Origin of the sequence: Actinomadura rugatobispora (assembly GCF_042656285.1) — a bacterium.
Lineage (GTDB): Bacteria > Actinomycetota > Actinomycetes > Streptosporangiales > Streptosporangiaceae > Spirillospora > Spirillospora rugatobispora.
In genome coordinates this window covers 20,100-44,855 of record NZ_JBHSON010000073.1, presented here as the reverse complement: position 1 = coordinate 44,855, position 24,756 = coordinate 20,100, and the positions used below count along the sequence as shown (strand labels likewise).

Sequence of the window (24,756 nt, the reverse complement as noted above, 5' to 3'; positions counted from 1 at the left end):
GTCCTGTTACCGACCCACCCCACCCGCACCCACAACGCCGCCCCTGGCGGCAGCGGAGGTTCGGATGCGCGATCGGCTGCGCACGGAATTGCGCACTGCCACGCTGGAGAGCTTCGTCCTCGGGGACGTCCTCCGGGCGCAGGCCAGGGCCCACCGGGCCGACCCCTTCCTCAAGTTCCGGGACGGCGAGATCACCTACGGAGAGGTGGACGCGGCCGCGGACCGGATGGCCCGCGGGCTCGCCGCGCTCGGCGTCGGCCGCGGCCACCACGTCGGCGTCATGCTCCCCAACTGCGCCGACTTCGTCCCCCTCATCTTCGCGCTGGCCCGGCTCGGCGCCGTCGCCGTGCCCATCAACCCCGCCTACAAGGGCGAACTGCTGCGCCACGTGCTCGCCAGTTCGAACTCGCGCTGGCTGATCGCGGACGCCCCGTACGCCGAGCGGATCCCCGGCGTGGCCGGGCGGCTCCCGGACCTGGGCCTGGTCATCGTCCGGGACGGCACCGCCGCCGGGGTGCCCCTGCAGGCGCTCGGCAAGCCCGCCGTCGACATGTCGGCGCTGTCGGCGCGCGCCAACGGCACCGGCGAGGTCGAGGCCGGCGTGACCTTCTCCGACCTCCAGGCGATCATGTACACCTCCGGGACGACCGGGCCGTCCAAGGGCGCGATGGTGCCGCACGCGCTGGCGCTCGCCTGCGCGTACGACTCGCTGGACTTCCTCGACCGCTGGGGCAAGACGATCTACTGCCCGCTGCCGCTGTTCCACGCCGCCGCGCTGTGGGACGGGATGCTGTCGGCGCTGCTGGGCGGCGGATCCATCGCCATCGTCGACCGGTTCAGCGCCTCCCGGTTCTGGGACGACGTGCGCCGCTTCGACGCCCAGGTCACGATGAGCGTGTTCTCCATGATCCCGATCCTGCTGAGCCGCCCGCCCGCACCGGACGACCGCGACCACCCCATGGAGACCTTCTACATGGGCAAGTCGAGCCTGGACGAGCCGCTGCGGGAACGTTTCGGGGTGCGTTCCGTGGAGACCTACACCAGCACCGAGGCCGGGATCGCGACGGGCAGCCCGTACGGCGAATGGCGCACCGGGTCGTGCGGGACGGCGCACGACGAGCGGTTCGAGGTCGCCGTGGTCGACGAGCACGACCGCGAGGTCGGCCCCGGCGAACCGGGCGAGCTCGTGCTGCGGCCGAAGCAGCCGTTCGTGCTCACCACCGGGTACTACGGCGACTGGGAGGCGACGACCCGCTGCTTCCGGAACATGTGGTTCCACACCGGAGACCGGGTATGGCGGGATGACGACGGCTACTACTACTTCCTGGACCGGATGAAGGACGCCATCAGGCGTCGCGGGGAGAACATCTCGGCCTTCGACCTGGAGTGCGAGATCAACCTGCATCCGGAGGTGCTGGAGTGCGCCGCGATCGGCGTGCCCTCGGAACTGGAGGACGAGGACATCAAGGTGAGCGTCGTCGTGCGGCCCGGGTCGGATCCGCTGGATCCGGCCGAGCTCGTCGCGTTCTGCGAGGAGCGGCTGCCGCACTCGATGGTCCCCCGGTACGTGGAGTTCGTCGACGCCCTCCCGCGCACCCCCACCGACAAGGTCGCCAAGTACCGGCTGCGGGCCGAGGGCGACCACGGCCTCACCCCCGACACCTGGGACCGCGAGTCCCACGAACGGGAGGGCACGGCATGAACTGGGACGACACGCCGGAGGAGGCCGCCTTCCGCGAGGAGGTCAGGGCCTTCGTCCAGGAGAACTTCCCGCCCTCCTACCGTCCCGACCCCGAGGGCGAGCAGAGCCTGGAGCCGGAGGACGTGCGCGGCTACAACTGGGCCGAGGACCGCGCCAGCGACGACCCGGACCGCCGGGACGGCGCGCGCGCCTGGGCGCGGGCCCTCGCCGGGCGCGGCTGGATCACGCCGCACTGGCCCGCCGAGTACGGCGGCGCCGGGCTGTCGGCGAAGGAGGAGTTCATCCTCCAGGAGGAGCTGATGCGGGCGCGGGTACCGACGGTGAACGGCATCGGCGCGTTCCTGCTCGGCCCGACCCTCCTCGTGCACGGCACCGAGGAGCAGAAGGCCCGGCACCTGCCCGGCATCGCGCGCGGCGAGACGACCTGGGCGCAGGGCTTCTCCGAACCGGGGTCGGGTTCGGACCTGGCCTCGATCCGCACCCGCGCCGTCCGCGACGGCGACGACTACGTGGTCGACGGGCAGAAGGTGTGGACGTCCCTGGGCCAGTACGCCGACTGGCTGTTCGTCCTGGTCAGGACCGACCCCGGCGCCGAGCCCAAGCACCGCGGCATCACCTTCCTGCTCGTCGACACCGCCGCGCCCGGCGTGACGGTCCGGCCCATCACCGACCTGCGCGGCGCGGCGCCGTTCTGCGAGATCTTCTTCGAGGGCGTGCGGGTGCCGGTGGCCGACCGGGTCGGCGAGGAGAACCGCGGCTGGTACGTCGCCATGTCCGCGCTCGGCTTCGAACGGGCCGGGATCGGCGCGACCATCAAGTACGAGCAGGCGCTGCACGACCTGGTGGGCTACCTGCGCTCGGCGGAGGGCCGCGGCTTCGCGCGCGCCGACCGGGACGCCTACCGCAAGGAGATCGCGCGGCGGCACACCGAGATCCGGGTGCTGTACAACCTGGCCCGCTACACCGTCTCCAAGCAGGCGGCGGGCGAGGAACCCGGCTTCGAGGCGTCGGTCAACCAGCTGTTCGGCGCCGAGCTGCACCAGCGGCTGGCCCGTACCGGGGCCAGGGCGTTCGGCCGGGCCGGCGCGCTCTGGGACCGCGGCAATGTCGTTCCTGGGGGCGATCCCCCAGACCCCCCGAACGGCTCCGCCGCCTATCAGGGGGGCTCGCCGCTGAACGCCGCGTTCACCCACATGCGCCGCGACTCCATCGCCGCCACCTTCCTCGGCGGCACCTCCGAGATCCAGCGCAACGTCATCGCCACCCGGGGCCTGAACCTGCCCCGCTAAGGAGGACATCCTTCATGCCCGCGAACGCCGACACCGGCTACGGCCCCTACGAGACCGTCGACCTGAAGATCGAGGAACGGGTGGCGTGGCTGACGCTGAACCGCCCGGAGAAGCTCAACGCGCTCACCCCGACCACGATGGCCGAGCTGCGGAACTTCTTCACCGCGGTCGACGACGACGAGGACGTCTGCGTGGTCGTGCTGCGCGGCGCGGGCGAGCGCGCCTTCTGCGCCGGCATGGACCTGAAATGGTCGGAGTCGCTCACCAAGAGGGACCGGATCGAGCAGGGCCGCCTCGGCGAGAAGACGTTCGCCATGATGGAGCGCCTGTCCCTCCCGGTCATCGCCGCCGTGCACGGGTACGCGGTGGGCGGCGGCCTGGAGCTGGCGCTGGCCGCCGACTTCATCGTGGCCGCCGACAACGCCAAGATGGGCCTGGTCGAGATCACCCTGTCGGCGCGTCCCCCGTACCGGCCGAAGATGACCGAGGACGGCGACCCCGACCAGCCCGAGTTCGGCGGCAACGCGCCCGGCTGGGGCGGCGTCAAGCGGCTCCCCGAACGCATCGGCAAGGCCCGCGCCAAGCAGCTCCTGTTCACCGGCGCCCGCGTCGACGCCGAACGCGCCCTGGAACTGGGCCTGGTCAACGAGGTCTTCCCCGTGGACGAGTTCGACAAGGGGGTGGCCGAACTGGCCGAGCGCATCGCCGCCATGAACCGCTACAACCTGCGCCTGGTCAAGGAACTCGTCACCCAGGGCTACGACTGGATCGAACCCCACCCCAGCTGAACCGGCCCACGTAGAAGGGAGAGAGAGTGCTGATCTACCGGATCGATCATGTCGCTCAGGTGACGCCCGATCTCGACGGGCAGGTCGCGCTGCTGGAGGGATTGTTCGGGTTCCGGCCCGTGCGGAGCTGGGACAGCCCGGACGAGGGGACTCGCGGCGTGCGGCTGGAGGTGCCGGGGAGCTGGGGCCAGGCGTGGGAGGTGCTGGCGCCGACGGGTGAGGGCTCGCCGCTGCAGGCGTGGCTGGACGACCACGGCGGCCGTGCCGGGCTGCATCATGTGGGCGCGGAGGTGCCCGACCTCGACGCCGTCCGCGCCGACCTGGAGACGCGCGGCGTCAAGACGACGGCGGGGGCGCGGGGCACGTGGCTGGAGGCGTCGCTGTCGCCGCCCGAGCACGGGCCGGGGGTGCTGTTCCGGATGCGCGGGCCGGGTGCGCTGGGGATGTGCGGGGACGAGGACGCGGTGCCCGCCCCGCCGGGCGCCGGGGGCGGGTCGTCGCTGGGCATCGTGGGGCTCGACCACGTGTGCCAGGCGTTCCCCGACCGCGACGAGCTGGCCCGCTGGTACGCGGACCTGGCCGGGTTCGTCCCGGTGTGGCGGACGCCGCTGGAGGAGCATCCCGACATGGCGGACCTGGTGATGAACATCCCCGGGTCGGCGATCTGCTGGGAGATCATCATGCCGCGCGGGGAGGACTCGTTCATCGAGCGGTTCTGGGAGCGCAACGGCGCCGCCGCGCACCATGTCACGTTCGAGGTCGCCGACTGGGACCGGGCGCTGGCGGCGTGCGGCGAGCACGACACGCCCACGTTCGGGGAGAACGAGGGCAGCACGGACGGCGCGGCCTGGCGGGACGCGTTCATCCACCCCAAGCACACCGGGGGCGTGCTCGTGCAGCTGTTCTGGGAGGAGCGGCCGGGCGTGTGGGTGCGCTCGGACAAGATCCCGGCGCCCCAGGCCTGATGTCATGGATCTGACGCTCACCGAGGACCAGGAGCTGATCGCCTCCACCGCCCGCGAGGTGCTGGAGTCGCGGGCGGGGTCGGCCGGGGCGCGGGCGATGGACGGCGACCCGGCCGGGTATTCCGCGGAGCTGTGGAAGGAGATGGTCGAGCTCGGCTGGACCGGGCTGGCCGTCCCGGAGGAGCGGGGCGGGGTCGGCGGCGGGTTCCTGGAGGTGTGCCTGCTGTTCGAGCAGCTCGGGTACGCGCTGGTGCCGAGCCCGCTGCTGCCGTCGGTGGCGTGCTGCGCGCTGCCGATCGCGCGGTACGGGACGGCGGGCCAGCAGGACGAGTGGCTCGGCGCGATCGCGCGTGGCCGGGTGGTGAGCCACACGCCCGTGGCGTGGGACCGTCCGGGCGAGGGCCCGGTGGCGGCCGCGTCCGGGGACGGCTTCACGCTCGACGGGGCGGCGCTGTTCGTGCCGTACGCGGCGTCGGCGGAGGCGTTCCTCGTCGCGGCCGTGCTGGACGGGGAGCCGCGCGCGTTCCTGGTGGACGCGGACTCCCCCGGTGTCACCGTCGAGCCGGCGGCGGGCACGGTGGGCTTCGACCGCCCGTGCCGGGTCGCGTTCGCGGGCGTGCGCGTCCCGCCGGACCGCGTGCTGGGCGACGACCGGGCCGCCGTGGACGCGATGTCGGCGTACGGCGCGGCGGCGACGTGCGCGGAGATGGTCGGGGCGGCGCAGCGCGTGCTGGACGTGACGATCGCGTACGCGACGGAGCGGGAGCAGTTCGGCAAGCCCGTCGGCGCGTTCCAGGCCGTCCAGCACCACTGCGCGGACATGGCCATCGACGTGCTGGGGTCGCGGTTCATCGCCTACGAGGCGATCTGGCGGCTGTCGGCGGGGCGGGAGGCCGCCGAGGAGGTGTCGATGGCCAAGGCGTGGGTGAGCGGGGCGTACGAACGGGTGTGCGCGCTCGGCCACCAGGTGCACGGCGCGATCGGGTTCACCTGGGAGCACGATCTGCACCTGTACTCGCGGCACGCGATGGCGACCGCGCTGGCCTTCGGCGACGACGACCACCATCTGGAACGCCTCGCGGACGGCCTCGGGCTCGCCTGACCCGGGCGGGCTTGACCTCGACCGGGCTTGAGGTCGAAGAATCGCCCGCATGACCTCGACTACGGACAGGGCGCTGGTCCTTGGCCCCGGCGGGCTTCCCGGCACGGCGTGGCTGCTCGGCCTGGCCGCTGGGCTGCGCCGGGAGGGCGTGGACCTGGCCGCGGCGGATCTGATCGTCGGCACGTCGGCGGGCGCGATCGCGGGTGCGGTGCTGGCCACCGGGGGCGATCCGTCCCGCCACGCCGTGCTGCCGGACGCGCCGTCCGACGACGCCCCGGGAGGTAGGGGCGGCGGGGCTGCGGACGTCTTCGCCGTCCTCCAGGATCCGGCGCTGGAGCCCGCGGAGGCCCTGCGCCGGGCCGGGCGGATGGCGCAGGCCGCCGCGACCGTCCCCGGGGAGGTACACGTCGCGCGCATGGAGGCGCTGCTCGGAACGACGGACTGGCCGGAGCGGCGCCTGCTCGTCCCCGCCGTGGACGTCGAGGAGGGCGCGCTCCGCGTGTGGGATCGGGACAGCGGCGTCCCGCTGCACGCCGCCGTCGCGTCGAGCTGCGCGATGCCGGGCGTGTACCCGCCGATCGCGATCGGCGGGCGCCGGTACATGGACGGCGCGCTGGCGGGCGGCTCGCACGCCGGCCTGGCCGGGAACGCGGACGCGCTCGTGCTCGTGGAGCCGCTGGCGCACCTGTTCCCGCTCCCGTCGGCCTCGCCCGTGGGGACGGCCGTCGCCCGGATCGTCCCGGACGCGGCGTCCGTGCGGGCGTTCGGTGGCGACCTGGGCGACCGCGGGGCCTGGGGGCCGGCCTATCTGGCCGGTGCCCGCCAGGCCCCGGACGCCGCCGCACGGATACGCCCCCTCTGGTGAGCGCCGCGCACCGCCGTGCGACCGGTCATCTGGTCCAGACGAGCGGGCCGTCGTTGTAGCCGCCTTCGCGGTCGTCGTACTCGGCGCCGGTCACCGGGACGCCCTGGCGGGCGACCTGGAGCCGGCAGTGCTGGTACGTGGCGCCGGCCGAGGCGAACGAGGCGTCGGGACGGCCGCGTTCGCAGCCCGGCAGGGCGCCGGTGAAGATGACGGTGGCGCCGGTCGACCCTCCGTTGGGCCCGACGGCGTTGAGCAGCGGCGCGGTGGTGCGCGACAGGTCGGTGCCGCCCACGTTGGTGACGGTGTACCGGATGTAGTAGGGCGTCATGCCCTGGCCCCGGCTTCCGAACTGCTGCGTGAAGGCGGCCTGGTCGCCGGGTTCGATGGCGGTGACGGTGATGCCGAGGGTGCCGGTGGTCGAGGCCCGCTTGAGCGGCACCACGGCGCGCTGGCCGATCTTGAGGGACGTGCCGGGCGCGGTCACCTGCGCGTTGCCCGCCCCCGCGCCGGGCGCGGGCTGCTCGGGGGGAGCGGCGGCGGGCGGCGGCGAGGGCGGCGTGGCCGAGACCTGGCCGGCGGAGTCGGAGTCGGAGCCGCCGCATCCCGAGAGCAGCCCCGCTACGGCCACCCCCGCGACGCCCAGCGACGCGATCTGCATGCGGTTGATGGGATTCTCCTTTGGAACGATCTTGTTTTGGCTACGGGACAGAATGTCTCAGTGTCGAGATATTCTCGTCAACGCTTTTCCGGGCACCCGATATATGGGTTACATCACCGCCCTTGGATGATCGAGACGCCCGCCGGGTTCCCCTCCCGGGGAACCGTCCGGAAGAGAACCCATGCCGCAACCCGCCGCGCCGGGTCTAGGATCGGTGCACCGCCGATCGAGAGAATTGGGCCGACCATGCGGGAGCCGCCGGGACCGGACGATCCGGAGACCATCGGCCCTTACCGGGTGACCGCCCGGCTCGGGCGCGGCGGGATGGGAACGGTGTACCTCGGCGAGGCCGACGACGCGCCCCCGGTCGCCATCAAGCTCATCAACCACGAGTACGCCGCCGACGCCGCCTTCCGCGCGCGGTTCCGGCGCGAGGTCGGCGCGGCCCGCCGGGTCCGGTCGCACTCCACCGCCCCGGTGCTGGAGGCGTCGCTGGACGAGGACCCCCTCTACGTCGCGATCGAGTACATCGACGGCCCCGACCTGGAGTCGGCGGTCGCCGAGCGGGGCCCGCTGCGCGGCTCGTCCCTGGAGCAGTTCGCGGTGGGGGTCGCGACCGCGCTGCGGGCGATCCACGAGGCCGGGCTGGTGCACCGCGACCTGAAGCCGTCCAACGTGCTGCTGTCGCCGACCGGTCCGCGCGTCATCGACTTCGGCATCTCGCGGGCGGTGGACGAGGCCACCCGGATCACCGCGCACGGCCAGATCGTCGGCACCCCCGCCTACATCGCGCCGGAGCTGATCGACGGCCGCCCGCTGACCCCGGCGGCGGACGTGTTCTCGTGGGGCGGCGTGGTCGCGTTCGCCGGGACGGGGCGGCCGCCGTTCGACGGGCGGAGCCTGCACGAGGTGCTCAACAAGGTCGGCTCGCACCCGCCCGACCTGGACGGTCTCGACCCGCTGCTGCGGGACGTGGTCGAGCGGGCGCTGAACAAGCGCCCCGAGCTGCGGCCGACCGTCTCCGAGCTGCTCACCGGCTTCGCCGCCAGCCTCGGCGGGGAGACCGAGGCCGCGAACCCGGCGACCCGGATCCTGCCGACCGTGGCCGGGCCGTCGATCCCCCCGGGCACCAGGCCGCCCGCCCCTCTCTCGACCCGGCCGCCCCTCCCGCGCCCGCCCGTCTACCCCCGCCCTGGCGGTGCCACGCCTCCGCCGTACGCCGCCCGCCGGCGCCGCCGTTCGCCGCTCCGCGTCCTGACCGGGCTGGTCGTCGGGGTCGTGGCCTTCGTGGCGGTGATGTACGGGTTGTCATTCACCCCCGACATCTGGCGGACGATCGGCGACCGCGTGGAGGCGGGCCAGTCCGCCCGTGCCTCCGCCTCGGCGTCCCCGTCCCCGTCCGTCGACAAGCGCTTCGTCGGAGAGTGGAGCGGCATCGTCACCGAGTACAGGCCGAACGGGAAGCCCAGGAGCAAGTACGAGATGCGGGTCGAGATCCGCGCCGGAGGAGGGGTCGGCAACACCGTCGGCACGACCCGGTACCCGGGCCTCGGATGCTCCGGCGGGCTGAAGCTGGAGACCGCGACGCCGACACGCCTCAAGGCGCGGGAGCGGATCATCGAGGGACACTCCAAGTGCGTCTCCGTCCCCGTACAGCTCACCCGCCGCAAGGACGGCGCCCTCGACTACGAGGTGCTGACCGGCGCCGTCCACACCAAGGGCCGCCTGACCCGCCAGAAGTGACCTCGGCGGGGGTTCACAGCTCCTTGAGGAACCCGGAGTCGACGACGATGTCGGCGCCGGTGGTGCTGGCGGAGCGCGGGGAGGCCAGCAGGGCGACGGCGTCGGCGATCTCCTGGGGGTCGGCCAGGCGGCCGGTGGTGAGCGCCATCATCTCCGGGGCGACCTTGTCGATGACGGCGGCGCGGCCGGCGCCGGCCTGGGCGCCGATGATGTCGGCGGCGCCCCCGTCCTTGGTCCACCAGTCGGTGCGGACGGGGCCGGGCGAGACGCTGTTGACGCGGATGCCCTGCGGTCCGTACTCCTCCGACAGCCCCTTGGTGAGGTTGTTCATGCCGGCCTTGGCGGCGTTGTAGTCGACGTTCATCGGGGCGGGGTGGCGGGCGTTGACGCTGGAGACGTTGATGATGGAGCCGCCGCCGCGGGCGAGCAGGTGGGGAATGGCGGCGCGGATGGCGCGGACGGCCGAGAACAGGTTGAACTCGAACATGTCCCGCCAGTCGTCGTCGGTGGGCGTCATGAATCCGAAGCGGGGCAGGGTGGCGCCGGGCGGGGGGCCGCCGGCGTTGTTGACCAGGATGTCGAGGCCGCCGAAGTGCTGGACGGCGCGTTCGACGACCTGGCCGGGCGCGGCGGGGTCCATGAGGTCGACGGGGACGTGCAGCAGGCCGGGGCCGGCGAGGGCGTCCAGGCCGGGCCCGGTGGTGCGGGACGCGGCGGCGACTCGGGCGCCCTCGTCCAGGAGGGTGCGGGCGACGGCCAGCCCGATGCCCTTGGAGGCTCCGGTGACGACGGCGACCTTGCCGGTGAGACGCAGGTCCATGGTCGGCTCTTTTCTCTCGGGGACGATCTCACCGCGCTGAACCCCGGCACCGCGGCGGAGGTTGCGATGGGCATGATCCGTTTTGTCCGGCAACGAGGGAGGTGCGAGGTGGTGCCGGTCCCGCGCGGGCCGCGGGCGCGGACGGCGATCCTGCTGGCGCATTCGGTGATCACGCAGCTGCTCACGTTCGTGCTGCGGCCCACGATGACCTACCGGGCGCTGGAGTTGCAGGTGCCGCCCGCGGTGCTGGGGGCGCTGGCGGCGAGCTTCGCGATCGCGCCGCTGGTGCTGGCGCTGCCCGCGGGACGGCTGGTGGACCGGGTCGGCGAGCGTCGGGTCATGGTCGGCGGCGCGCTGCTGCTGACCGCCGCCTCGCTGGCGTTCCTGGTGCTCGGCGGCACGGTCGGCGGCCTGCTGGCGGCGAGCATGCTGCTCGGCACCGGCCATCTGGGCTGCGTGGTGGGGCAGCAGGCGCTGGTGGCCAACACGGCGGGGCGCGGGTCGTACGACACCGCCTTCGGCCACTACACCTTCGCGGCCTCGCTCGGGCAGGCCGCCGGGCCCGCGCTGATCGCGCTGTTCGGCGGGGCGCGGGCGATCCCGGACACCACCGCGATCTTCGCCTGGACGACCGGGATCGCCGCGGCGCTGGTGGTGCTGAGCGCGCTGCTGGCGGGCAGCGGCCACGCGCGGACCGGAGGCTCCCGCGCCGCCGAGGGCGGGGTGCGGACCCTCCTGCGGACCCCCGGCCTGCGGCGGGCACTGCTGACCAGCTGCGTCGTCCTCGCCACGCTGGACATCACGCTGTGCCGCCGCGCCCAGCGCTTACCTGCCCGCGCTGGGCGCCGAGCGGGGCCTGTCGTCGGGGACGGTCGGGGCGTTCCTGACCGTCCGCGGGCTGGCGTCGATGGGGTCGCGGTTCTTCCTGGGACGGCTCACCGCCGCGTTCGGGCGGCGGGCGGTGCTCGTCACGAGCACGACGGGCGCGGCGGTCGCGCTGGCGCTGGTGGCGGTCCCGCTGCCCGCGTGGGCGATCGGCGCGCTGCTGGTCGCGGTCGGGTTCGGGATGGGCGCGGGACAGCCGCTCACCATTTCGTGGCTGGCGGAGTCGGCGCCGCCGGGGCTGCGCGGGCGGGCGATGTCGCTGCGGCTGGCGGGCAACCGGACCGGCCAGATCCTCATCCGAGCGTGGCGGGGCTGCCGGCGGCGGGCACCGGGGCGGGCGGGGTGCTGTTCGCGTCCGCGCTCGGCCTCGGCTGGGCCGGTGTCGCCGCCCGGCGCCTGCCGTCCGGGCCGGGCTCATGATCCTCGGTGGGGATGCCCGGTCCCGCCCGCCGGGGCGCGTCCCCCCGTACGATGTCGTGCACCCACCCCAGCCGCCGGACCGGGCCGCGCGGCGATCATTGGAGGAAGTGGAGTGGGCGATATGCCGCAGGTCAGCGCACCCTCGGCCGGGCAGCTGCTGCAACTGGTCCGGCAGGGGCGGGCCCGGACCCGCCGTGACCTCATGGAGCTCACCGGGATGGCCCGGTCCACCGTCGCGCAGCGGGTCGAGCAGCTGGTCAGCGCCGGCTACCTGCGGGAGGGCGGGGTCGACGTCTCCACCGGCGGGCGGCGGCCCAACCTGCTGCGGATCGACGAGGGCTCGGCGGTGGTGCTGGCCGCGCACCTGGGCGCCACGCACGGCCGCGCCGCCGTCGTCGACCTGGCCGGCCGCACCCTCGCCGAGTCCGCCGGGCGGCTGAACGTGGCCGACGGCCCGGAGCCCACGCTGGCCTGGGCGACGTCCCGGTTCCACACGCTGCTGGCCGAGGCGGGACGGTCGACCGCGGAGGTGTGCGGCGTCGGCGTCGGCCTGCCCTGCCCGATCGACCGGCGCACCGGGCGGGTGATCCCCACCCCGATCCTGGCGGGCTGGCACGACCACGACATCGTGGCGGCGCTGGCCGGGCAGTTCCCCGGCCCGGTCGTGGCCGACAACGACGCCAACATGATGGCGCTCGGCGAGTTCACCGCGATCGACGACGACTCCTCCACGCTGGTGCTGGTCAAGGTCGGCACCGGCATCGGCGCCGGGATCGTGGAGGAGGGCCGGGTGCTGCACGGCGCGGGCGGCGCGGCCGGCGAGATCGGGCACATCCGGCTGCGCGGGTACGACGAGGTCGTCTGCGTGTGCGGCTCGCGCGGCTGCCTGGCCGCCGTCGCCAGCGGCGCCGCGCTGGCCCGGGAGCTGGCGCGCGAGCTGGGCGAGGCGGCGGGCCCGGTGCGGGAGACCGCCGACGTCGTCCGGCTGGTCGAGGCCGGCGACCCGGCGGCCGTCCACCGCACGCGGGAGGCCGGGCGGGTGCTCGGCGAGGTCCTCGCCACGCTGGTGAGCGTGACCAATCCCGGGGTGCTGGTGATCTCGGGCGGGCTGGCCCGCACCGGGGAGCATCTGCTGTCGGGCATCCGGGAGGTCGTCTACCAGGTCGCCCAGTACCGCTCCACCCGCGGGCTGCGGATCTCCGAGGGCCGGCTGGGCGAGCGGGCCGGGGTGATCGGCGCGGCGTCGATGGTGGTGGACCGGGTGCTGGCGGCCGAGGCGGTCGACGCCCGGATCGCGGAGCGGCGGCTCCCCTCCGGTTGACGCCCGGACGGGGCGTACGACCCGCCGCGCCGGGGTACGACGATCTCCATGGCCGCGGCTCCCGACCATGCGTCCACTCCTTCGACCCCGCCCCCGACCCCGACCGGCGGTGCCATGACCCGCCGATCCGTGCTGCGCGCCGGTCTCGTGACCGGTGCGGCGGCCGGAGCCGCCCCGCTGCTGTCGGGGTGCTTCGGGTTCGACACCACCGGGGGCGGCGGCGGCAAGCTGGTGTTCCTCTCCAGCCAGTTCATCGCCGTGGAGGAGGCGCAGCGGTTCCGGAGCGTGCTGCGGAAGGCCGCGCCCGGGGCGTCGTTCGTCCCGGCCGAGCCGTCCGCGTTCGCCACCCGGGTGTCCACGGAGGTAGAGAGCGGGCGGGTCGGCACGGGGGTCATCGGGGCGCTCTACGGGGAGCTGGCGCAGTTCGCGCCCGACCGCCTGGAAGACCTGTCCGACGTGGCCGCCAGACTCTCCGGCAACGGCTACACGCGCGACATGCTGGAGCTGGCCAGGTTCGGTACGGACAAGACGTACTTCATCCCCTGGATGCAGGCCACCTACATCCTCGCGGTCAACAAGAAGGCCCTGGAGCACCTTCCCCCTGGCGCGGACGTCAACAACCTCACCTACGACCAGTTCCTCGCCTGGGCCAAGGAGGCCCGCGCGAAGAACGGCAGGCCCGTGTTCGGGCTGCCGGGCGGGCCGAAAGGGCTGCTGCACCGGTTCGTCCAAGGGCACCTCTACCCGTCCTTCACCGGCGGCCAGATCACCACCTTCCGCAGCGACGACGCGGTGCGGATGTGGGAGTACGTCCGGGAGCTGTGGACGTACATGGTCCCGGCCAGCACCACGTTCGAGTTCATGCAGGAGCCCCTCACCTCAGGACAGGTGCAGGTCGCCTGGGACCACGTCGCCCGGCTGGCGGGCGCCCCGGCCGCCGCCCCGAACGACTACCTGATGGTCCCCAGCCCCGCGGGCCCCAAGGGACGCGGGTACATGAGCGTCCTGGCGGGCCTGGCCATCCCCAAGGGCGCCCCCAGGCGGTCCGAGGGCAAGAAGCTCATCGAGGCCCTCTCCAGGCCCGAGGTCCAGCTCGACGTGCTGCGCCAGAACGCCTTCTTCCCCGCCGTGAAGACCCCGATCCCCCGCGACCTGCCCATCGGGGTGCGGCTCGAGGCCCGCGCGGTCGACCTCCAGCAGCGGCACGGCCTGCTGGCCCTGCCCCCGGCCCGGCTCGGCACCCAGGACGGTGAGATGAGCGCCGCGTTCCGCAACACCTTCACCAGCATCGTGCTGGACGGGGACGACATCCGCGCCACCCTCGGCAAGCAGGCGAAGGTGATCCAGGAGCTGCTGGACGGCGCGCGGGCCCCCTGCTGGCGCCCCGACCCCGACAGCGGCGGCCGCACGTGCCGGGTCGCGTGATGGCGGGTCGCGCCGAGACCCCGGGCCGGTTCCCGCGGCTGCCCACGCCCTACCTGCTGCTCGTCCCGTCCGCGCTGTTCATGCTGGCGCTGTTCGCCTGGCCGCTGGTGCAGGGCGTCGCGACGGCGCTGCGCGACCCGTCCACCGGCACGGGGTTCGGCCTGGAGAGCTTCCGCCGGATGGTCGAGGACCCGGCCTTCTGGCCCGCCGTCCGCAACACCGTCCTGCTCATCGTGATCGTCCTGCCCGTGCAGTTCGCGCTGGCGATCGCGATGGCGCTGCTGCTGCGCGAGCGGCCCCGCCTGTCCGGCCTGTACTTCTACCTGTGGGCCGTGCCGCTGGCGATCTCCGACCTGGCGGCCGGGCTGGTGTGGCTGGCCGTCTTCGCCGACCAGGGGTACCTCAACTCCGCGATCGAGGCGCTCGGCGGCACGGGCCACGGCTGGCTGTCGTACCGGAACCCGGGGACGATGCTGCTGGCGGTCGTGCTGGCCGAGCTGTGGCGGGCGACCTCGCTGGTGTTCGTGATCCTGGTCGGCGGGCTCAGCGTGATCCCCAAGGAGTACGACGAGGCCGCGCAGGTCTTCGGCGCGACGCCGTGGCAGCGGCTGCGGCACGTCACGCTGCCGCTGCTGCGCCCCAGCATCCAGGTCGCGCTGATCCTGCGGACGATCCTGGCGCTCCAGGCGTTCGCGGTGGCGCAGGCCCTCACCGGGCGCGGCTTCCCGCTGCTGATCGGCGAGACCTACGAGTGGTACGTCAACCTGCAGAACCCCTACGTCGCCGCGGCGGTGGGCCTGGTGATCCTGGTGGTGTCGATGTTCACGGCCGTGGTGTACCTGCGGACGCTGCGGCAGCCCGACGTCGTCCGGGGCGCCCGGTGACGGCCGCGCGGGAGCGCCCGCCACCGGCCCGGCCCGCCCGGCGCGGCCGCCGCGCCCGCCGGAACCGCGCCCTGGTGCAGGCGGCGTGCGTCGCGATCTCGCTGTTCATGGTCGCGCCGATGTACCTGATCACCCTCGCCGCGTTCTCGTCCCCGGCCGCGCTGAACGAGTACCCGAAGTCGTTCCTGCCGACCAGCGTGTCGACGGAGACGATGAACGCGTTCCTGACCAGCACCGGCGTGGTGCCGGCGCTGCTCAACAGCTTGCTCGTCGGCCTGTTCACGGTGCTGCTGTCGCTGGCGCTGGGCGTCCCGGCCGGGTACGCGCTGGCCCGGTTCGTCTTCGGGGGCCGCGACTCCTACCAGCTGTTCCTGCTGTTCACGCGGGCGCTGCCGATCGTGGTGCTGTCGGTGCCGCTGGCCCGGCTGTTCATCACGATCAACGTGTCGGACACCGTCCTGGCGGTGACGCTGCTGCACACGGCGCTGGCGCTGCCGACCACCGTCCTGATCACGGCGAGCATCTTCGTCTCGGTGCCGCAGGACGTGGAGGAGGCGGCGCTGGTGTTCGGCTGCACGCCGCTCCAGGCGTTCCGGCAGGTCGTGGCGCCGCTGGCGCTGCCGGGGATGGCCGCGGCGGCCGTGTTCACCTTCGTCCTGTCGTGGAACGAGATCCTGGGCGCCGCCGTGCTGACCCTGACCCACCGGACGCTGCCCGCGCAGGTGCTCGGGTCGCTCCAGTGGAGCCCGCTGGCCTTCCGCTTCGCCGGGGGGTTCGCGCTGGTCGTCCCGGCCCTGCTGTTCATCTTCGTCATGCGCCGCTACCTGCTGAACATGTGGGGCACCACGCTCCGTTAGGGGGATCATGGCCGAGGTCGAGATCACCGGGCTGGAGAAGACCTATCCCGGCGGCGGGCGTCCCGCCGTCCGGGCGGTCTCCGCGACCGTGGCGGACGGGGAGCTGCTGGTGCTGCTGGGGCCCTCCGGGTGCGGCAAGACGACGCTGCTGCGGATGATCGCGGGCCTGGAGTCCCCGGACGCGGGCACGATCAGGATCGGCGGCGCCGACATCACCGACCGGCCGCCCCGCGAGCGGAACCTGTCGATGGTGTTCCAGTCCTACGCCGTCTTCCCGCACCGCACGGTCGCCCAGAACATCGGTTTCGGTCTCGCGATGCGCAAAGCGGCCAAGCCGGAGATCGAGTCCAAGGTGAAGTGGGCCGCCGGGCTGCTCCGCCTGGAGGACCTCCTGGACCGCTACCCCGCCCAGCTGTCGGGCGGGCAGCGGCAGCGCGTCGCGGTCGCCCGCGCGATCGTGATGGAGCCGGACGTGCTGCTCATGGACGAGCCGCTGTCCAACCTGGACGCGCTCCTGCGGCTCCAGTTCCGGGCCGAGCTGAAGAAGCTGCTCTCGGACCTGGGCACCACCTGCGTGTACGTGACGCACGACCAGGTGGAGGCGCTGTCGCTGGGGGAACGGGTCGCGGTCATGAACGAGGGCGAGATCGTCCAGGCCGGGGCCCCGCTGGAGGTGTACGACGCGCCCGCCTCGGTGTTCGTGGGCGGCTTCCTCGGCAGCCCGCCGATGAACTTCCTGGAGGCCGTCCTGGACGGGGACGGCATCGTGATCGAGGGGCAGCGGATCGCGGCGCCCCCGTCGTGGGAGCCGTCCGGGCAGGTCCTGGTCGGCGTCCGGGCCGAGACGATCACCGCGGAGACCGGCACCGGAGAGGGCGCGCTCCAGGCGACCGCCGAGGTGGTCGAGCCGCTCGGCAGCGCCACTTTGATCACCGCGCTGGTGGGCGGGCAGCGGCTCAAGGTGCAGGTCCCGGCCGATTTCAGGATCGCGACGGGTGACCGGATCCGGCTGCGGCCCCGCCCCGACCGGATGAGCCTGTACGACCCCCGCACCGGCCGGGTGATCTCCTAGTCCTACCCCGATGAAGCCGCAGGTCACACTGGCTTTGCCAACTATTGGGCAAGACTCGCGTCACCGGCCTCCGCCACCCCTGTCCGCGGCCCTCCCTGGCAGGTATGTTGCATAGGTGTTACGTCCGGGTTACGGTCCCTGCCCTTGCACCCGGGGACCCGTACGCGAGACTATGTCCGTCGTCGCGGACAAAGTGTCCGATTCTACGGACGAAGTAGGAGTTTCGTGACTGCAACCCCCTCGACCGAGGTCCCTCACCTCGGCCCTCGACCACAGCTGCAGAGGGTCGCCAGGCCGCAGCCTCGCGCGCTCACCAACGTCGAGACCGCGGCCAGGGCGGCCTACGCGCTGCGCGGCAACGACCGCGGCCGCCTCACCGTCGCCGCCCCGGGCCTTTACCCGCACATGTGGAGCTGGGACGCCGCGTTCATCGCCATCGGCCTGGCCCGGCTGTCCACCGACCGCGCACTGACCGAGCTGGAGACGCTGCTCTCCGCCCAGTGGCGCAACGGGAAGATCCCGCACATCGTCTTCTCCGACGGGGACGCCTCCTACGAGCCGGGCCCCAAGCGGTGGGCCTGCGGCGAGATCTCCGCCGACGCCCCCGGGGGCCCGGCCACCAGCGGCCTGATGCAGCCGCCGATCCACGGCATCGCGGTGCGCCGCGTGCTCGACTCGGCCCGCCGCGCCGGCCCGGTCGAGCGGCGCGCCGCCGCCGACCGGATCCGCGCCCTGTGGCCCCGGCTGCTGGCCTGGCACCGCTACCTGGCCGAGTACCGCGACCCCGACCGCCGCGGGCTGCTGACGATCTACCACGGCTGGGAGAGCGGGCTGGACAACTCGCCCCGCTGGGACGTCCCCTACGCGGCCGTCGTCCCGGCCAAGGCGTTCGTCCCGTTCCGGCGTGCGGACGTGCACGCGCTCGACTCGGTCGGCGGCGCCGCCGCGCAGCGTCCCACCGACGGCGACTACGCCCGCTACCAGTGGCTGATCGAGGAACTGCGGCAGGCCCGCTACGACGACGCCCGCGCCCGCGAGACGCTGAGCTTCCTGGTCGCCGACGTGTTCGCCAGCGCGATCTTCGCCGCCGCGGCCGGGGAACTGGCCTCCGTGGCCGACGAGCTCGCGCTGCCCGGCGGCGACGAGCTGATCGCCCAGGCCGAGCGGTTCCGCCGCGGCGTCGCCTCGACCATCGGCGACGACGGCTTCGCCACCGACCTCGACCTGCGCACCGGCCGCGTCCTGCGCACCAAGACCATCGCGGGCTTCGCCCCGCTGCTGTGCGGCGGCCTCTCGGAATCCCGGCGCCGCGGCCTCGTGAACGCGCTGTTCTCCCCCGACTGGTGCGGCCACCCCGGCCTGGCGGTGGCGCTGCCGCCCAGCACCAGCCCGTCCTCGCCCGCGTTCGACCCGGCCCGCTACTGGCGCGGCCCGCAGTGGCCCCCGATGACCTGGCTGCTGATCTGGGGCCTCGAACGCTCCGGCGAGCCCGAGGCCGCGGCCGTCCTGCGCGCCTCCGCCCTCGACCAGCTCTCCGACGGCCTGTTCGCCGAGTACTACCACCCCTTCACGGGCGAGCCCCTGGGCGCCCGCCCCCAGTCCTGGACGGCCGCCGTAGCCCTGGACCTGGCCCTAGCCGACTGACCAACCACGGCCCTGACCTCGTCGAGCGACTCCCGGATCTGTGCCAGGTCCGGCGATCCGGAAGGCGGCGATGGCCCCGGCCGGGTCAGCCTGCCACGCCGCGCCGCTGCAACTCGCCGTCCTTGCGGTCGCAGGCGCTCTGGCTCGTGCCGTGATCACAGCGGTCCTGAAGCCTCCGCAAGAAGCAGTGCCGCGAACGTGCCGCGGCACTGCTCCTCGGCTGCACGATGGTTCAGCCGGACTTCGTCACCGTGGTGGGCTGCCGGAGCCACGCCTCGCCCGTGATGGCGCTCAGGGAAGGCTGGTCGATGATCCCGATCGAGTTCCACGTGAACATTCCATAGCCCGGCTTCGACCCGTCGATTCCCGCGGGGACGTCGACATTGAGCTGTTGCGCCAGCCAGGAAAGGGAGCCGTAGCCGCACAGCGAGACGCAGTGATCCAGGTGCACATCTTCCTTGAACCCGGTGGCGAACCATCCCGTCGCGCCGTGTGTGCTGTGCCAGGCGGCTTCGATCTGGTCCGCCGCGATGGCGATCTTGACGGGGCCCGCGGCGATGGCGCTCTGCAGGATCCGGGAATCCGTCCAATCGACGGAATAGTAGGGGCCGTCATCGTAGGTCACGCCGGCGCCGGCGAATCCGTCGTCCTGCATCGCCTTCAGGACTTCGACGAGAGTGGCGCCCTCAAGAACACCGTGTGCCTTCGCCCATCTGATGACCTCGTCGTCCGAGATGAAGATCTCAGGGTCGTTGCACGCCTTGGCGAACGCTTCTTCGGCCGTGACGCAGTCGCCGTGCGTATCGTTGCCCCACATCGAGATCTTCTGGGGATACATCATGATGTTCGGGGGCGCCCCGATGCGGGCGGCATGGGGTACCGCGGCCGCGAGCGCGCTCCGGGGCGACGGGATCGCACCGCGTTTCAGTGCTTGATTCGGCATGCGGGTTCTCCTTACCTTGAGTTGAGTTCGCTAGATGCGAAGGCCTCAGGCCAGGTCACTCGTCCTTTTCGCTGTCGCTCTCCGGCGACGTGTCGGGTTCCCCTTCCTCGGCGTCTTCCTCGCCACCGTCCGGGATGTACGGCTCTGCCCTGTCAATTTCCGACTGGGGGCTCGGGAATGCGCCTCTCTTGGGCCTGAGAGGCCTGTCCGGCTCTCGTGGATCGTCCGATCCGCCGCCGCTTTCCGGTGTTTCCGTCATTGCATGCAGCCCTCACCTGCTTCGCGGACGGCGCACAATAGGGTCATCGCCGTCCCGCGCGCTCCTCATCCCCTGACCAGGACTTCAGTAACCTCGTTGCCGACAAAACGGCACATCTGATGCGCGGCGCCACCTCAATGGCCCAATTGTTTGGGCGAGTTTTATCCAGAATGGAGCATGAGCATACGGACGTACATCTGGGGCTCTCCGCGATAGTGGCGCGGCCACTCGATGCCGACACTGGGTGTGGCGCTCCCTGGAACGTTGCTGCCTGGTTGGCCTACTCCCGTTGGGCGAGGGTCGGGGCATGACGTTGAGAACTTCGCTGACGGTGGCGGCCGGATTGGTCCTGGTGACCGCCTGCGCCTCATCCAAGCCGGGCCCGCAAAACACGCACCCCTACGTCGGGATGTGGGTGACCAAGGACGGGCACATCCGCCAGGAGCTCCGTCCCGACGGGCGTTACGACGAGGCGCGCGGGGAGCGCCGCAGCGCGTACACCGGGAGCTACACGGTGCACGGCAGTCACATCGAGTACCGGGACGACACCGGTTTCACGGCCGACGGCGACTTCGCCGACCTGAACACCCTGCACCACGGCGGTTACGTCTTCTACCGGGAGCGATGAGAGCGGACCTCGGCGGCGTCCTCGACGGTCATGTCGAGCAGGATCATGGCGTCGTGGTCGGGGGTGCCGGGCTCGGCGTGGTAGACGCTGAGGCGGTGGCCGGGGGTGCCCTCAAGGATCATGCCCTGGTAGCCGAGGGTGAGGTCTCCCACGTCGGGGTGGTGGAGGGTCTTGGTGCCGGTGGTGTGGGGGCGGACGTCGTAGCGTTCCCAGAGCTTGGCGAACTCGGGGCTCTTGAGGAGGAGTTCGCCGACAAGGGCGGCCAGGTCGGGGGCGTCGGGGTCGGTGCCGGCCAGGGCGCGCAGGCGGGCGACGCAGCCCCGGACCTGGGTGTTCCAGGAATCGAACAGGGTGCGGGCCGTGGGGTGCAGGAAGGTGTAGCGGGCCAGGTTGCGGTGTTTGGCGGGCCAGTCCCCCATCCCCGCGTACAGGCGCAGCCCGGCGGGGTTGGCGGCCAGGACGTCCATGGTGCGGCTGAGGACGAGGGTCGGATGCGGGCGCAAGCCCTCCAGCAGCAGCTTGACGCCGGGTTTGACGGTACGGCTGGGGGCGGACGGGCGTTCGGGGAGGTGGCGGGCGGCGCGGACGGCCAGTTCGAGCAGGTGTTCGTGCTCGGGCTCGCCCAGCTGCAGGGCGCGGGCGAGGGCGTCCACGACGGCGGGGCTGGGCCGGGCCTCGCGGCCGCGTTCAAGCCGGGTGTAGTAGTCGACGCTCACGCCGGCGAGGGTCGCGATCTCCTCGCGGCGCAGCCCAGGGGTGCGGCGTAGCCCGGGGCCGACGGTGAGGCCGGCCTGGTCGGGCGTGACCTCCTCGCGGCGGGCCCGCAGGAACCGTCCCAGCTCCGTCCCGCCGTGCTTCTCACCTGCCATGACCCCAGTCTTATACCCACCGGACGGGCCGTGAGGGGCCCTCTCACACCCCCGAACAGCCCGGCCTGTCACCGAACGGGCACGCGCGGCAGTGTGGAGGTCGAGGGGAGTTGTCCATTGCGTGCGACGTTGATCTACGGCGCCGGTGACGTTCGGGTGGAGGACGTGCCCGACCCGGTGCTGCGCGAACCGACCGACGCGCTGGTGCGGGTGCTGCGCTCGTGCATCCGCGGCAGCGACCTGTGGCCGTCCGGCGTGGTCAAGGACACCGGGTCGCGGGTGTCCGGCCTCGAACGGGGCGACGTGGTCGTCGCGCCGTTCGTGTGGGCCGACAACACCTGCGATTTCTGCCGTGCGGGGCTGCAGACGTCCTGCCGGCACGGCGGCCAGTGGGGCGCGCCGGGGGTGGACGGCGGCCAGGGCGAGGCGGTCCGGGTCCCGCAGGCCGAGGGCACGCTGGTGAAACTGCCGGTCGGCGAGGACTCGGCGCTGCCGACCCTGTCGGAGGTGTTCCCCACCGGCCACCACTGCGCGGTGACCGCCGGGGTGAACCCGCGCGCCACCGTCACGGTGATCGGGGACGGCGCGGTCGGCCTGTCGGCGGTGCCGGGTGCCGAGCGGATCATCCTGATGGGACGGCACAAGGACCGCACCGGCCGGGGTCGTGACTTCGGCGCGACCGACGTGGTCGCCGAGGGCGTCGAGCGGGTCCGGGAGCTGACCGGCGGGGACGGCACGCACACCGTGCTGGAGCGCGTCGGGCTGGAGCAGGCGATCGAGACGGTGTTCGGCGCGGTGCGGCATGGTCAGCCGGGTCGGCGCCCCGCCGTACCGATGGGCTTTCCTCCTGCGCAACATCACCCTGACCGGCGGGGTGGCCCCGGCCCGCGCGTACATCGAGGAGCTGCTGCCCGACATCCTGGACGGCCGGATCGAGCCGGGCCGGGTGTTCGACACCACGATCGGCCTGGACCAGGTGCCCGACGGCTACCGCGTGATGGCCGGCCGCCAGGCCCTCAAAGTCCTCCTGACGAAAAGAGGCGCACCATGAAGCACACCACCCTGGGAGACCTGGACGTCTCCCGCATCGGCCTCGGCACCATGGGCATGTCCTTCGGCTACACCGGGGCGGGCAGCGACGACGCCGAGTCCATCCGCACCATCCACAGGGCGCTGGAGCTGGGTGTCACCTTCCTCGACACCGCCGAGGTCTACGGGCCCTACCTCAACGAGGAACTCCTCGCCCGCGCCCTCAAGGGCCGCCGCGACCAGGTCGTGCTGGCCACCAAGTTCGGCATGATCTCCCACGCGCACGGCGAGCTGGGACGCCTGGACAGCAGCCCGGCCAACGTCCGCAGGGCCGTCGAGGGCTCGCTCGCGCGGCTGGGCACCGACCACATCGACCTGTACTACCAGCACCGCGTGGACCCGGGCACGCCGATCGAGGAGACCGTCGGCGCCCTGGCCGAGCTGGTGGAGCAGGGCAAGATCGGCCACATCGGCCTGTCGGAGGCGGGGCCCGACACGATCCGCCGCGCCCACGCCGTCCACCCGGTCACGGCTGTCCAGTCGGAGTACTCGCTGTGGACCCGGGACGTGGAGGAGCGCGTGATTCCGGTGGTTCGCGAGCTGGGCATCGGCTTCGTCCCCTACTCACCTCTGGGCCACGGCTTCCTCACCGGGCAGATCCGCTCGCCCGAGCAGTTCGACGAGACCGACTGGCGCAGGACGAGCCCGCGCTTCACGGGCGAGAACTTCGAGCGCAACCTGGCCCTCGCCGACCAGGTGCAGGCCATCGCCGCCGAGGCGGGCCGCACGCCCGCGCAGGTCGCCCTGGCCTGGCTACTGGCCAAGGGCGAGCACATCGTCCCGATCCCCGGCACCAAGCGGGTCTCCCGCGTGGAGGAGAACGTCGCCGCCGACGGCGTCGAGCTGACCCCCGACCAGATCCACAGCCTCGATAACCTGCCCCCGGCCGCGGGCGACGACCACAACGAGGAACAGATGCAGATGATCGAACGCTGAATGGAGGAATCCGCCATGGAAGTCCTGCAGAAGCGCCCGTCCAGCAAGGGCCCGTCCGAGTGGTTCACCGGCGATGTCTGGTTCGACGTCATCTACGCCGGTAACGAACCGTCCCGCATGCGGGTCAACCTCGTCCGCTTCGCCCCCGGCTCACGTACCGCCTGGCACCGCCATGCCGTCGGGCAGACCCTGCACGTCACCGAGGGCATCGGCCTGGTCCAGTCCCGGGGTGGCGAGATCGTCGTGATGCGGCCGGGCGACACCGTCCACACCCCGCCCGGCGAATGGCACTGGCACGGCGCCGCCCCGGACCACTTCATGGCCCACCTGGCCATGTGGGAGGGCCCCGCCGAACCAGGCGTCCCCGAAACCGAATGGGGCGACCACGTCACCGACGCCGAGTACAACGCCCCCGCCTGACGCCCCGGTCCGAGGCCGTGTCTCGAAAGATCGCCGCCCTTTCTGGTGATCCTCTTCTAGCGCGAATGCAAACCGTCAGGGCTGCTCTTGGTTAGGAAACAGGTAATCGGGGACGGTGACCTGGTGGGCTCGCTCGTTGAGGGCCGCGGTGATCCGGTTGCAGGCCAGGTTGAACCCGGAGACGAAATCACCACCGACGCGCCCGGAACCGCCCGAGGTGAATCTTGCCTGGTCACGCAGTTCCTTCGCGAGTGCGTTGCGCCAGTCAATCTCCTCCTTGGCGATGCTCGCGCTAGACCATGCGTGAGCGATGCGCTGCTGGAGTTCACGGCGCTCATCCTCCGCTGCGCCGAGATAATCCACGACCGCATCCAGCAGATTCAGCTCTGGGAGTTGGAGGATGAGCCTGATGGCCGTCGGCATCCCGTCACGGACGCCGCTGTAGGCCCCCCAATGCTCTAGGACGGAGGCGGCCCTTTTGGCCAGCGCCATGTGCCAGGCGTCCCGATCATCGCCTATGGAATCGCGGAGTTCGAGCAGCCGCCTCAACTCAATGCTGGGCTTACTGAACCCAAGGGCCGAACTTGCAGAGTCCGCAGGTGTGGGAAACAACGCGTTGCTGCCGTCCCGCCGGATCTCGGCGACGCGTCCTTCCAAACGTTCACCAAAGGCTCGCACACCGGCCTCATAGCCCTCGATGAACCTTGGGTGGACAGGTTTTGCCCTGTCCAGAGCAGCGCGGGCCTCCGCCTGGAGTGCATCTGCCAGCCCACGGCCCGTTCCGCTGAACGCGACACCGAAATCACGTCCGCGTTCCTCGTCGATCTCCTTGGTGAGCCCGACGATGTCGCTCTCGACGCGAACCCACTGTTCGCGGGCACCGTCCAGCCTTCCCAGCTCGTCGGTGAGCACGTTAAGTACTTCACGTGCAAGCGCCCTGGGGACTTCGGGGTCGGATACTTGAAGCGTTCTGTGCATCGCATCGGCGAGCCTGGTCTTGCGCTGCTCGTTTCCTCCCGGAAAGAAGTCCCCGGGGTCGGGACGTCGTTGTTCTTCTTCTCTGCCACCTATCGACGACCGCACCACCAGCGTCCTCCACAAAGGACCGACTCGCCGAGTTCATCCCCGCAGACCCTAGCGTGCATCCTGCGCACCCCGAATACAACACAGTC

The 24,756-nt window shown here is 72.3% G+C and carries 21 protein-coding genes and 2 pseudogenes; 18 read left to right on the top strand and 5 right to left on the bottom strand.

Annotated features, from left to right (window positions below; genetic code table 11):
* The first annotated feature begins 64 nt into the window (after positions 1-64).
* From ACFPZN_RS39130 to ACFPZN_RS39105, 6 genes are read left to right on the top strand one after another with little or no spacing between them, the layout of a single operon-like run.
* Positions 65-1,702 carry an AMP-binding protein gene (locus ACFPZN_RS39130; protein ID WP_378287599.1) on the top strand — a complete coding sequence of 546 codons (1,638 nt, stop codon included), beginning with the start codon at positions 65-67 and terminating at the stop codon, positions 1,700-1,702.
* Positions 1,699-2,991, top strand: a complete 1,293-nt coding sequence (locus ACFPZN_RS39125) for an acyl-CoA dehydrogenase family protein (RefSeq protein WP_378287598.1) — start codon at positions 1,699-1,701, stop codon at positions 2,989-2,991. The genes ACFPZN_RS39130 and ACFPZN_RS39125 overlap by 4 nt, the downstream gene beginning before the upstream one ends.
* A 14-nt stretch (positions 2,992-3,005) precedes the next feature.
* The gene (locus tag ACFPZN_RS39120) at positions 3,006-3,779 is read left to right on the top strand and encodes an enoyl-CoA hydratase/isomerase family protein (RefSeq protein WP_378287597.1); all 774 of its coding nucleotides are present in this window, start codon (positions 3,006-3,008) and stop codon (positions 3,777-3,779) included.
* 26 nt (positions 3,780-3,805) lie between these two features.
* A complete protein-coding gene (locus ACFPZN_RS39115) occupies positions 3,806-4,744 on the top strand; it encodes a VOC family protein (RefSeq protein ID WP_378287596.1) in 939 nt (312 codons plus the stop codon).
* Positions 4,745-4,748: 4 nt separating this feature from the next.
* On the top strand, positions 4,749-5,846 hold the full coding sequence (locus ACFPZN_RS39110; RefSeq protein WP_378287595.1) for an acyl-CoA dehydrogenase family protein: 1,098 nt from the start codon (positions 4,749-4,751) through the stop codon (positions 5,844-5,846).
* A gap of 49 nt (positions 5,847-5,895) precedes the next feature.
* Entirely contained in the window at positions 5,896-6,711 is an 816-nt protein-coding gene (locus ACFPZN_RS39105) for a patatin-like phospholipase family protein (protein ID WP_378287594.1), read from the top strand.
* Between the two features lie 25 nt (positions 6,712-6,736).
* Here the strand turns inward: ACFPZN_RS39105 and ACFPZN_RS39100 are convergent, their stop codons facing one another.
* Positions 6,737-7,369, bottom strand: coding sequence for a hypothetical protein (locus tag ACFPZN_RS39100; RefSeq protein ID WP_378287593.1), 633 nt, complete (start codon positions 7,367-7,369; stop codon positions 6,737-6,739).
* 246 nt (positions 7,370-7,615) lie between these two features.
* Here ACFPZN_RS39100 and ACFPZN_RS39095 point away from each other — a divergent pair, with 246 nt between their 5' ends.
* A complete protein-coding gene (locus ACFPZN_RS39095) occupies positions 7,616-9,112 on the top strand; it encodes a serine/threonine-protein kinase (protein WP_378287592.1) in 1,497 nt (498 codons plus the stop codon).
* A 13-nt stretch (positions 9,113-9,125) separates the two neighbouring features.
* Here the strand turns inward: ACFPZN_RS39095 and ACFPZN_RS39090 are convergent, their stop codons facing one another.
* The gene (locus tag ACFPZN_RS39090) at positions 9,126-9,932 is read right to left on the bottom strand and encodes an SDR family NAD(P)-dependent oxidoreductase (RefSeq protein ID WP_378287591.1); all 807 of its coding nucleotides are present in this window, start codon (positions 9,930-9,932) and stop codon (positions 9,126-9,128) included.
* 66 nt (positions 9,933-9,998) lie between these two features.
* Here ACFPZN_RS39090 and ACFPZN_RS39085 point away from each other — a divergent pair.
* The 8 genes and pseudogenes from ACFPZN_RS39085 to ggh all read left to right on the top strand — a co-directional run.
* A pseudogene (locus tag ACFPZN_RS39085) lies at positions 9,999-10,700 on the top strand (MFS transporter); the annotation flags it as partial.
* A 61-nt stretch (positions 10,701-10,761) separates the two neighbouring features.
* Positions 10,762-11,052, top strand: a pseudogene (locus ACFPZN_RS39080) (MFS transporter); the annotation flags it as partial.
* A gap of 306 nt (positions 11,053-11,358) precedes the next feature.
* A complete protein-coding gene (locus ACFPZN_RS39075) occupies positions 11,359-12,558 on the top strand; it encodes an ROK family transcriptional regulator (RefSeq protein WP_378287589.1) in 1,200 nt (399 codons plus the stop codon).
* Positions 12,559-12,672: 114 nt separating this feature from the next.
* The gene (locus ACFPZN_RS39070; RefSeq protein ID WP_378287588.1) at positions 12,673-13,983 is read left to right on the top strand and encodes an ABC transporter substrate-binding protein; all 1,311 of its coding nucleotides are present in this window, start codon (positions 12,673-12,675) and stop codon (positions 13,981-13,983) included.
* Positions 13,983-14,867, top strand: coding sequence for a carbohydrate ABC transporter permease (locus ACFPZN_RS39065; RefSeq protein ID WP_378287587.1), 885 nt, complete (start codon positions 13,983-13,985; stop codon positions 14,865-14,867). The genes ACFPZN_RS39070 and ACFPZN_RS39065 overlap by 1 nt, the downstream gene beginning before the upstream one ends.
* On the top strand, positions 14,864-15,724 hold the full coding sequence (locus ACFPZN_RS39060; RefSeq protein ID WP_378287586.1) for a carbohydrate ABC transporter permease: 861 nt from the start codon (positions 14,864-14,866) through the stop codon (positions 15,722-15,724). Before ACFPZN_RS39065 ends, ACFPZN_RS39060 begins: the two co-directional genes overlap by 4 nt.
* Before the next feature lie 7 nt (positions 15,725-15,731).
* On the top strand, positions 15,732-16,796 hold the full coding sequence (locus ACFPZN_RS39055) for an ABC transporter ATP-binding protein (RefSeq protein ID WP_378287585.1): 1,065 nt from the start codon (positions 15,732-15,734) through the stop codon (positions 16,794-16,796).
* Between the two features lie 225 nt (positions 16,797-17,021).
* Positions 17,022-18,440, top strand: coding sequence for a glucosylglycerate hydrolase (gene ggh / locus ACFPZN_RS39050; RefSeq protein WP_378287584.1), 1,419 nt, complete (start codon positions 17,022-17,024; stop codon positions 18,438-18,440).
* A 232-nt stretch (positions 18,441-18,672) separates the two neighbouring features.
* On the opposite strand, the gene ACFPZN_RS39045 is transcribed toward ggh, so the two are convergent.
* Positions 18,673-19,383, bottom strand: a complete 711-nt coding sequence (locus ACFPZN_RS39045; protein WP_378287583.1) for a hypothetical protein — start codon at positions 19,381-19,383, stop codon at positions 18,673-18,675.
* A gap of 566 nt (positions 19,384-19,949) precedes the next feature.
* Here ACFPZN_RS39045 and ACFPZN_RS39040 point away from each other — a divergent pair.
* Positions 19,950-20,270, top strand: a complete 321-nt coding sequence (locus tag ACFPZN_RS39040; protein WP_378287582.1) for an Atu4866 domain-containing protein — start codon at positions 19,950-19,952, stop codon at positions 20,268-20,270.
* Here ACFPZN_RS39040 and ACFPZN_RS39035 read toward each other — a convergent pair.
* A complete protein-coding gene (locus ACFPZN_RS39035) occupies positions 20,255-21,139 on the bottom strand; it encodes a helix-turn-helix transcriptional regulator (protein WP_378287581.1) in 885 nt (294 codons plus the stop codon). The genes ACFPZN_RS39040 and ACFPZN_RS39035 overlap by 16 nt on opposite strands.
* 117 nt (positions 21,140-21,256) lie before the next feature.
* Here ACFPZN_RS39035 and ACFPZN_RS39030 point away from each other — a divergent pair, with 117 nt between their 5' ends.
* Entirely contained in the window at positions 21,257-23,164 is a 1,908-nt protein-coding gene (locus tag ACFPZN_RS39030) for an aldo/keto reductase (protein ID WP_378287580.1), read from the top strand.
* Between the two features lie 15 nt (positions 23,165-23,179).
* Entirely contained in the window at positions 23,180-23,584 is a 405-nt protein-coding gene (locus tag ACFPZN_RS39025; protein ID WP_378287579.1) for a (R)-mandelonitrile lyase, read from the top strand.
* A gap of 75 nt (positions 23,585-23,659) precedes the next feature.
* Here ACFPZN_RS39025 and ACFPZN_RS39020 read toward each other — a convergent pair whose 3' ends face one another.
* Complete coding sequence (locus ACFPZN_RS39020) at positions 23,660-24,496, bottom strand: hypothetical protein (RefSeq protein ID WP_378287578.1); 837 nt, start codon at positions 24,494-24,496, stop codon at positions 23,660-23,662.
* Positions 24,497-24,756 lie beyond the last annotated feature (260 nt).

Excerpts from the sequence above, each read along its gene's own strand:
- ACFPZN_RS39130 (WP_378287599.1), top strand. The coding sequence starts at position 65 with ATGCGCGATCGGCTGCGCACGGAATTGCGCACTGCCACGCTGGAGAGC.
- ACFPZN_RS39125 (WP_378287598.1), top strand. The coding sequence starts at position 1,699 with ATGAACTGGGACGACACGCCGGAGGAGGCCGCCTTCCGCGAGGAGGTC.
- ACFPZN_RS39120 (WP_378287597.1), top strand. The coding sequence starts at position 3,006 with ATGCCCGCGAACGCCGACACCGGCTACGGCCCCTACGAGACCGTCGAC.
- ACFPZN_RS39110 (WP_378287595.1), top strand. The coding sequence starts at position 4,749 with ATGGATCTGACGCTCACCGAGGACCAGGAGCTGATCGCCTCCACCGCC.
- ACFPZN_RS39105 (WP_378287594.1), top strand. The coding sequence starts at position 5,896 with ATGACCTCGACTACGGACAGGGCGCTGGTCCTTGGCCCCGGCGGGCTT.
- ACFPZN_RS39100 (WP_378287593.1), bottom strand. The coding sequence starts at position 7,369 with ATGCAGATCGCGTCGCTGGGCGTCGCGGGGGTGGCCGTAGCGGGGCTG.
- ACFPZN_RS39095 (WP_378287592.1), top strand. The coding sequence starts at position 7,616 with ATGCGGGAGCCGCCGGGACCGGACGATCCGGAGACCATCGGCCCTTAC.
- ACFPZN_RS39090 (WP_378287591.1), bottom strand. The coding sequence starts at position 9,932 with ATGGACCTGCGTCTCACCGGCAAGGTCGCCGTCGTCACCGGAGCCTCC.
- ACFPZN_RS39075 (WP_378287589.1), top strand. The coding sequence starts at position 11,359 with ATGCCGCAGGTCAGCGCACCCTCGGCCGGGCAGCTGCTGCAACTGGTC.
- ACFPZN_RS39070 (WP_378287588.1), top strand. The coding sequence starts at position 12,673 with ATGACCCGCCGATCCGTGCTGCGCGCCGGTCTCGTGACCGGTGCGGCG.
- ACFPZN_RS39065 (WP_378287587.1), top strand. The coding sequence starts at position 13,983 with ATGGCGGGTCGCGCCGAGACCCCGGGCCGGTTCCCGCGGCTGCCCACG.
- ACFPZN_RS39055 (WP_378287585.1), top strand. The coding sequence starts at position 15,732 with ATGGCCGAGGTCGAGATCACCGGGCTGGAGAAGACCTATCCCGGCGGC.
- ACFPZN_RS39045 (WP_378287583.1), bottom strand. The coding sequence starts at position 19,383 with ATGCCGAATCAAGCACTGAAACGCGGTGCGATCCCGTCGCCCCGGAGC.
- ACFPZN_RS39040 (WP_378287582.1), top strand. The coding sequence starts at position 19,950 with ATGACGTTGAGAACTTCGCTGACGGTGGCGGCCGGATTGGTCCTGGTG.
- ACFPZN_RS39035 (WP_378287581.1), bottom strand. The coding sequence starts at position 21,139 with ATGGCAGGTGAGAAGCACGGCGGGACGGAGCTGGGACGGTTCCTGCGG.
- ACFPZN_RS39025 (WP_378287579.1), top strand. The coding sequence starts at position 23,180 with ATGGAAGTCCTGCAGAAGCGCCCGTCCAGCAAGGGCCCGTCCGAGTGG.